Source organism: Chromohalobacter nigrandesensis (assembly GCF_023061285.1).
Classification (GTDB): Bacteria; Pseudomonadota; Gammaproteobacteria; order Pseudomonadales; family Halomonadaceae; genus Chromohalobacter; species Chromohalobacter nigrandesensis.
On record NZ_JAKGAM010000025.1, the window covers coordinates 1 to 8,492 of the forward strand.

General features: G+C 54.4%; 6 protein-coding genes. All 6 read left to right on the top strand.

Translation table 11 applies throughout. The annotated features are described in order from the left end of the window. Positions 1-589, top strand: a 589-nt coding sequence (locus L1073_RS16945) for a DUF2345 domain-containing protein (RefSeq protein ID WP_246901379.1), incomplete at its 5' end; no start/stop codon positions are given. A 13-nt stretch (positions 590-602) separates the two neighbouring features. Next, entirely contained in the window at positions 603-1,421 is an 819-nt protein-coding gene (locus L1073_RS16950) for a DUF4123 domain-containing protein (protein WP_246901386.1), read from the top strand. A 1-nt stretch (position 1,422) separates the two neighbouring features. Beyond that, on the top strand, positions 1,423-4,161 hold the full coding sequence (locus tag L1073_RS16955; RefSeq protein WP_246901388.1) for a T6SS effector BTH_I2691 family protein: 2,739 nt from the start codon (positions 1,423-1,425) through the stop codon (positions 4,159-4,161). Between the two features lie 3 nt (positions 4,162-4,164). Continuing rightward, positions 4,165-5,109, top strand: coding sequence for a DUF6708 domain-containing protein (locus L1073_RS16960; protein WP_246901390.1), 945 nt, complete (start codon positions 4,165-4,167; stop codon positions 5,107-5,109). A gap of 55 nt (positions 5,110-5,164) precedes the next feature. Then, positions 5,165-7,474: a T6SS effector BTH_I2691 family protein gene (locus tag L1073_RS16965; RefSeq protein WP_246901392.1), complete on the top strand. Its 2,310-nt coding sequence runs from the start codon at positions 5,165-5,167 to the stop codon at positions 7,472-7,474. 2 nt (positions 7,475-7,476) lie between these two features. After that, on the top strand, positions 7,477-8,430 hold the full coding sequence (locus L1073_RS16970) for a DUF6708 domain-containing protein (RefSeq protein WP_246901394.1): 954 nt from the start codon (positions 7,477-7,479) through the stop codon (positions 8,428-8,430). The last annotated feature ends 62 nt before the right edge of the window (positions 8,431-8,492 follow it).

An 8,492-nucleotide genomic window follows, 5' to 3' on the forward strand; every position in this document is an offset into this window, starting at 1 on the left:
GGATGCCACTCAGGATAGCGCCCGCGGCGCCAGCGACAGCGGCGGTCGCGGCGAAGCGGCGCGCATGAAAGCCCCCTGGCTGCACCTGGCCTCGCCGGCGGGGATCACGATGAGCACGCCCGAATCCACCCACCTGGCCCAGGGACATTCACTGAGCATCTCCAGCGGCGAAGACGTCAACATCGCCACCGGCAAGAGCCTGGTCGCCTCGATTTCCGAGAAGCTCTCGCTGTTCGTGCAGAAGGCGGGCATCAAGCTCTTCGCCGCGCGAGGCAAGCTGGACCTCCAGGCGCAATCGGACAACCTCGAGGCGACCGCGCGGCAAAACCTCAATGTCACCTCCCGCGACGACAAAATCGACTTGTCGGCCGCCAAGGAAATCCTGCTGGTCAGCGGCGGCGCCTACGTGCGCATCAAGGACGGCCATGTCGAGCTCCACGCCCCGGGCAAGGTCACCATCAACGGCGCGACCAAGAGTTTTGGCGGGCCGACGCGCCTGGACTCGGAAATGACGGCATTACCGGAGGGAGGAGACTGCGCAACGAAGCATAAAGACGCTGCCAGTCGCGGTTCTCCGCTGGTCGAGTGAGAGGAGTGAAGCAATGACATCGTGGTTATTGCACGATCATCTCAATGGGCCGCTGGAGCTCGACGGTGTCGAGTTCATGGGCGCACTGCGGCCGCGCCGTAGATCGGATCTACATGCGCTGACGCCCCATCTCTACCGCGTCAACGAATCGGCCATCAGCCACGTCAGGGAACGTGCCGAGGCAATGTCGCGTCATGGCATGCCGCCCGCGTTGTGTGCGCTACTTCGGGCGGATATCGAGCCGACCGTCCTGCAAGAACAACTGAGCCGCTTTTGTCTGGCGGCCACGCCCACGGCGCGGTGGATGTACTGCCGGTTCTTCGATCCCCGCGTCATGACACATCTGCGTTGGATTTTGATGCCGGAGCAGCTCCAGTCGCTCCTGGGGAATATTCAGCGCTGGGAGTTGCTGGATGCCGGCCGACACTGGGTATCGATACCCAACCAGGCACCAACGACTGGACGCATATTGCGGCTGACGCTCGACGCAGACCAACTTCGATATCTTGAAGCGTTGCCCACGATTCGCGAGTGTCTGCAGCAATGGCGAGATCAGGCCCCCCACGCGGTAGTGGATGAGTCGGCGGCAGGACGGCACATTGCCGAGCGCCTCACGCATGCCCGACAACGGGGATTGCAGGATGAACGGGACCGTTTGGCACTCGTACTGCATGAATTGCTGGTACATCCCGATATTCTCCAGCATCCCGATGTCGCCCACGCGGTCGCGCTGGCGCAAGGGGGCACAGCGTATCGAACCGTGACCGGCAATTGGCCTCAGGCCCGCTGGGAAACTATCCAGACACAATTGACCACCCGGGAAACGACGTAGCATGAGTGCGATTCCAAACATCCACGAAGCGGTAGCGACGGCCGTCGCCAACGTTCCCAGTGAAAGCGCCGGCGCCTCCACCGATACGAGCGGTTGTAGCAACTGCCAGATGTGCAAGAAGTCGCCCGGGCTGGTCATCCTCCCGGTGCGCTATGCGGCTATCGCCGAGAGTCATGCGCACGCCATCAACGGACTCACCCCGATCGAGAGCGGTGGACACTTCGGCGACGGCGTCCTCGACAAGCCGATGCAACGTGCCACCTACATTCTGCGCTGCATGCGACCGGGCTACTTTTACCTGCATTTTCCAAGCGGTGATGCTGAAGGCGCCAAATGGCGAAAATATGTCGTCACCAGCGACAGCAACTTCCTTCCGCTGCCCATCGATGGCCAGTTGGCACCGGGAATGGAAAAAAGTGAAGCCTGCCGGAGATCCAGCGATTGGCAGATGGCTCGCTGCGTGACGATCAGCCATCCGGAAAACATCCCCGAGGCCTGGCTAGCCTTCTCGGATACCGACTGGGACAAGACCCTCCGGGATCGGATTGCGCAGGACCCGTCCTCACGTATGCAGTTTCTCGCTCCTTCTCTGTGTATCTCCCCGGCAGCGAGTCAACCCCACACCGCGCCGCTCTCGGCAGTGACGGATTGGGTGAGTGAATACCGGCACAATACGATCCAGAGCTTTCGCAATACGGTGGCTGATGAGGATGACCCACAAAACACCGCCACCTTCGAATCCGTCTATCCCTTCCACTGGCGCGCTTTCGAGGCCGAGGATCTGATCGAGACGGCCGAGCGAACATCGCAGGGGCGATCTATTCTCTTCGCCACGCACGACCCGCGCGGCATTACCGTCGAACTCAACGCTGAGCAGATTCAGGCGGTATCGGCGTCGCTGCAGCGTTTTAGCTGGCGTCTGTCATCGTGGGCCGGGATACAAACCATACGGGAATCGGTCGGAAACCAAGCAGAAAAGCGTCATCGGCAATCGGTGCTGTTACGCGACCCAGAAATGCTCGAACTCAATGAGCAACAGCAGCAACAGGTGAATGCACGGATCGAGATCGCAGGCCCAAGTGAACACCAGTTGCAATACAAGAAAGAGCTCGAAGAAACACATGACATTATCGCGGCTAGAATAGAGAGAAAAGAGGCCACCTCAGAGCAACTGACGGACGATAACATCAAGGAGGTCCGGCTAGCCGCCTGGGAGGAGACCCGAGAAGGAAAGGAATTTCTATCGCTGACGGATGATCAAATCGAAGAGAACTATCAAAGTGTCAAAGAGACACTCAAAACCGATTCCGAGGCGATAGATATACCACTCTCTCAAGATCATGCGACCTGGCTGGACTCTCCCGATCTGAAAAGGATCTTCTCCTCGGATTATCGGACAGACGAGCTTGATTCCGGCGTGAATTACGTCAATCATTTCGTCGACTGCATAGATGACGCCGCTGATCGGGAAGAATGTGCTGAAATATTAAAGGCATGGGCGAGCGCGGGTAATCCTACCGATCCGGATAACCCGCTGCTACGGAGCCTTGGGCATAACCAGGACGACCACCTGGCGGAGATCGACAGCGCGCCTCCCCTGACTGCCCAAAGTGCTGTAATGGTTATCGATAAATTTAACGCCACGTGGCAGAAAAGCGCCAATACGATGCTGAACCCTGAGTTGAGTGAAGCCGCGGGACGCAATGCCTTCACGAGGCTGATCTACCATTCCGGGGCGCCGGTCGCCAACTTGCTGTCCAAGGGAGTCGACGATACCGCGAAGAATCTCTATCTGATGGCATCGATGTTCTCCACCGATCAATGGATTGTGGAGCGCCCCTTGAAGGGAACATCCATGCAGTTCGTCAATCTCTTGGCGGAGGAAATGCGTCTGGCCATTCCGGCCAACAAACGACCCGGTCGTAACCAGATGCGGCATGCGCTACGAGAGATGCTAAAAAGAACAGGACAATACGACCAACTTGGCTCTCAGCACTTCGTGTTCGTGGATCGCGCGCGTCTGGCGGCAATCGGTGACGGCCAGGGCGCTGGGCGCTCGACAGCGGAGAGACTCTTGCACTCCCGTGAACCCATTGTTCTGACCCCGCGTAACATTCGTGAAGGGATCATGCCAGGCTTCCAGCAAGTTATGAATGGCGAAGTCAGAATGAATGCGGTTTCTCTGTTCTTCTCGGGCATCTCCTGGTATTACGCGGGTAAAGCCTTGGACAATGCTAATGCATTTCGTCGGCGTGAGCTGTCGGTCAAGTTCTGGGCCTCGCTGGCCGGTGTCGTTGGTGGGCTGTGTGAAACGGTAGAAGCGGGTGTGAAAGGGCTTGCAGCGGCTGGCCAGCAATTCTCAGATGGAACCAAAAGCCTTTTCAAGGCTGCGGGTAAATTTGGCCGCTTTTTAGGAGCTGGCGCAGCATTTGTTTTCTGTGCAAATGATTTGGTAAATGCTTACGAGCAGCATAAGAAAGGCAACTTTGGGCTGGTCTTTCTTTATGGAGCTTCTGCGGTTGGCAACTTTGCTCTTGGCGTTACTGCTTTGGTCGCTGGTATGTTTTCGTTAATTGGCATGTTTGTGATTATAGCAATGTTGGTGATTGGCTTCTTGATCGGGTTGTTCTTGGACTCCGCAGCTCAAGAGTGGCTGAGTCATTGTCTTTATGGCAGCGGCGAAAGGTATCCAACGATAAAGGAATCTCAGGAAGAGCTTGGCAAGGTATTTAAAGGGTGAATTATGAGAAAGCGCAATCAATTTCTAAGAGCTATGGGGATGATCCCCAAGTATCAATTCGAGCTTCCTGCTAGCGGAAAGGAAAGACGCTTCTCTCTGGACGAATCGGCTGCTGACGATGCTCGGCCTACGCGCCTAACGCTATTATATAGTAATGAAGTGCTTGCAGTCGCCGATTCTGAGTTTGAGCGAAGAGGTATTTACCTGAGCTGGTGTGGCTTCGGCGGATTGGTTATTTTGTTATTTTTCTTGGTCCTAGGCGGTCTTCCCGTTTATACATCTGCGCCATACTGGATGACATTTGCTTTTGCACTTGTGACATTACCTTTGACTACTGGTTTCTGGTGGCTGGCTTGGGAAGAGATTAAAGGCTATGCGGTATCCCCTGTTATATTTAACCGTCGCACGGGGAATGTTCATTTTTTTAGCATTCACAATGGCCAGCCTGTCACCTATCCTTGGCGTCGCTGTACCTATTGTATCGTGCCAAAACGCGCAGGCGGGCCCGAGGGGCGCGACTATGAGGTGCGCGGTTATGTATTAAATGAGTACGATGGCGTTTTGGAGAGTTTTTCTATTGGCGAAGAGATGATTAATTTAGGCCATGTTGCTGGAAGCATGACGGAGCGTTGGTTGAGCTATCAATTCGAGTATGTTCGTCAGTTTATGACCTTGCAGGATATTAGTAGCTTGGATACACCCAAAGAAGACGACTATGTTTCCCTTAAGTCTAGCTTTAGGCAGTCAATGGAAATTGTTGACCCTAAGGTGGATTCCAAGTCATTGGTTATTAAGGTTTTGTCCGCATTGATGAGTGTGGTCACCTTTATACCTAAAGTGGTTGGTGGCGCGGGGCACTACTTGTGCTGCAAGTACTGCAAGGTGCCTCAATGGTCTCCGGCTATTATCGAAGAATGTGGGCCTGAAATTGTGCTTTCCAATCGCTGATTGATGATAGAGTTTTTTGTGGAAAAGCGCTTTCGGCTGGCAGATGGCTCGCTGCGTGACGATCAGCCATCCGGAAAACATCCCCGAGGCCTGGCTAGCCTTCTCGGATACCGACTGGGACAAGACCCTCCGGGATCGGATTGCGCAGGACCCGTCCTCACGTATGCAGTTTCTCGCTCCTTCTCTGTGTATCTCCCCGGCAGCGAGTCAACCCCACACCGCGCCGCTCTCGGCAGTGACGGATTGGGTGAGTGAATACCGGCACAATACGATCCAGAGCTTTCGCAATACGGTGGCTGATGAGGATGACCCACAAAACACCGCCACCTTCGAATCCGTCTATCCCTTCCACTGGCGCGCTTTCGAGGCCGAGGATCTGATCGAGACGGCCGAGCGAACATCGCAGGGGCGATCTATTATCTTCGCCACACACGACCCGCGCGGCATTACCGTCGAACTCAACGCTGAGCAGATTCAGGCGGTGGAGGCCTCATTGCAGCGCTATAGTTGGCGGAGCTCTTCCTGGGAGGGGATTCAGGCGCTCAAGAATGTCGTCAAGGTGACGACAGAGTCTGTCTACCGAAGCGGTATTGCCGCGAACGAGTCGATGATGCTGGACGTACCGGAAAAACGGCTTCGTGAAGCGAGACAAAAAGTGGATGACGGCACGGCTTCGGAAGCGGATCGCCAGACCATTTCGGATATGGAGGCGCTGCTGGAGGAGTCCAAAGCGACGAATCAGCGCCAATATCTCAGTTCGGATACGATTCGAGCTCGAAGCCAGCGTGCCTGGAAGGAAACCCGTAATGACGTCTGGTTTGGAATCTATGAAGACGATGACGAATACTTGCGGATGTCCGACGAGGAAATTGAGCAGGACTTCAAGGAGACCGTCTCAAAGGTATTACAAGATGATCAGGACAAAGTCCACACGCCGATTTCGGAAGACCATGCGATATGGCTTGGGTCGGCCGCATTGAAACGCTGCTTTGAATGCGACTACCGGACCGACGATCTCGATTCTGGCACGCATTACGTCCATCATTTTATCGAGTGTCTTCATGATGCCGCTGACCGGGCGGAATGCGAGAGCGTAATCCAAGAGTGGGTAGAGCACTCTGATTTGGGAGACACTTCTAACCTGCTCATGCGCAGTTTGGTCTGGAACCAGCAGACGCATGCGGATGTCGTGAGCGATCTGACGGATACGCAGATTACGGAAAGCAATGTGCAGACGGTACTGGATAAGATGAACAGTGCCTGGGCCGCCAGTCGAAAGCACATGTTCAATCCGGAAGCCTCTGAGGATGCCGCCAAGAATGTTTTCTCTCAGTTGCTCTACCAGACTGGCGCGCCAGTGGCCAAATTTCTCTCTCGCCAGCTCGACTCGGCCGCGATGAATCTCTATGTCGCCGCGTCGATGTTGGCCACCGAACGGCTGATGTTACAACGGCCCTTGGCTGGCACACCCGAGCAGCATCTCGACTGGCTAACCGCGCAGATGCGCGAGCGCATACCGCGCAACAAGCGGCCTAGTGCCAACCAGATGCGTCGCGTGACCCATGCTTGGCTCAAGGCCGGGGGCGCCGAGCCGATGATCCGCGTTCCCAATATCATCCTGCTCGATGATACCGCGCTTCGTCAGACAGCTGATGGCAGCGGCTCCGGCCGAGCGGCTCAAGCGAGGCTGTTGCGCTCCGATCGCCCTATCATGCTCACCGCGAACAACATTCGCGAGACCGCGTTGCCGAAGTTTCAGGCCTTCGTTAACGCTGATGCCCGGATAGCGGCCGTTGGGCTGCTTTTCAGCGCGGTGTCGACGCTGTTCGCGCGAGACTCGATGCAAGAAGCGGATGTGTTCGCAGATGAGGAAGCTGCAGGACGTTTCTATGCTAGCAGTGCAGGGTTGATCGGTGGTGTATTGAACACCGCCGAGACAGGCATACAGCGAGCGGTAGCAGTGAACGCCATCAGTGTCGCCAAGCAGGAAAACGCCTTGGCACGGGCCGAGCGCTTCGGTCGTTTTGGCCGTTTTCTTGGCGCAGGTGCGGCCTGGGGATTTGCGTATTATGACTTTAAAAGTACGATCGATAATTATAACAAAGGAAATTATGGATTAATGGCGCTCTATTTTGTATCCGGGACGGTCAATACATTGCTGGGGGTTATGTCGATATTTGTTAGATTTCTTGCTGGCTGGGCAGGGCTTGTATTCATGATCGCCTTAGGAGTAGCCATGTTAATAGAGGCAGTTAAAGACAGCGAAGCTCAAAACTGGCTAAAACACTGTTTCTACGGCAGCGAAGACCGGTGGCCTGATGTCAGGACCAGCGATAAAGAGCTACAGAAGGTTTTGGAAAACTAATCATGAATAAAGCTCAGCAAAAGATACTTGAGGCGGTCGGTATTTTAAACAATAATCGACTTCGTTTTTCATCGTTCTCTAAGAAGCATATATTTGATGTCAAAAAAGTCTCGAACGAAATAAAAACACCAGGCTTTATGTGTGCTAGACAAAAAGGCTGCCTCGTTTTAGCAGAGTCTTGGTTCCGTGAGAGAGGGCTATATGTTTCTTGGGGAACGCTAGGAGGGACTTTCCTCTTAGGTGCAGGCTGTTTTGCAGCTTTAGCGGTCTTTTTTAAAGAAGGTTTATTTAACATTCCAGCGACCTTGTCAGCGTTTGCGATGGCGGTTATTGGCTTTGTAACTGGTTATCCCCTTCTCTTTGCTGCGAAGAGCGAGCTAAAATTACAAGGGCTACAGTATACTATCTTCAACACTGACTCTAAGAATGTCCACTTCGTTAGCGAGGTCGATTTCCAGCCAAAAACCTGTCGATGGGACGAATGCACATTCTGTCTCGCCTATTCGGCTGGCAGTATCGAAGGCTATTATTACGAGCTAAAAGGCTACCTATTTAGCGAAGATGGTAGTGTCAGGGATAGCTTCTCGTTCGATGACTATCACTATATGACCTCGAATAGCGATAATGCCCGCCAAGCGATGATCGACGATCTGTCGGCCAGGTTCGAATATGTACGCCGCTTTATGGAAGAGGGTGCCGACTCGGTAGAACCTGTCACAGGGTCACTTGATTTGAAGCCAAGCCTCTCCGAGGCGGCCCACCGGTTTCAGCCCAGGTCCAAGGCCTCAGAAGGTAAGAAGTTCCATATTATCTATTCGATAGTTCGCACGGTGTTTCTGATTCCGTTCAGCGTACAAGTCGTAGGCCACTACTTCTTCTGCCGCTATTGTCGCCTACCACAGTGGCCGCAAAGTGTAATCGATGAGTGCGGTGAGGAGGTTTTTCCCAGACGTTAGCATAATCATGAAGTTAGCAACCATCGGCGGTCAGCGCCAACCCACGCCTCGCGACTATGAGT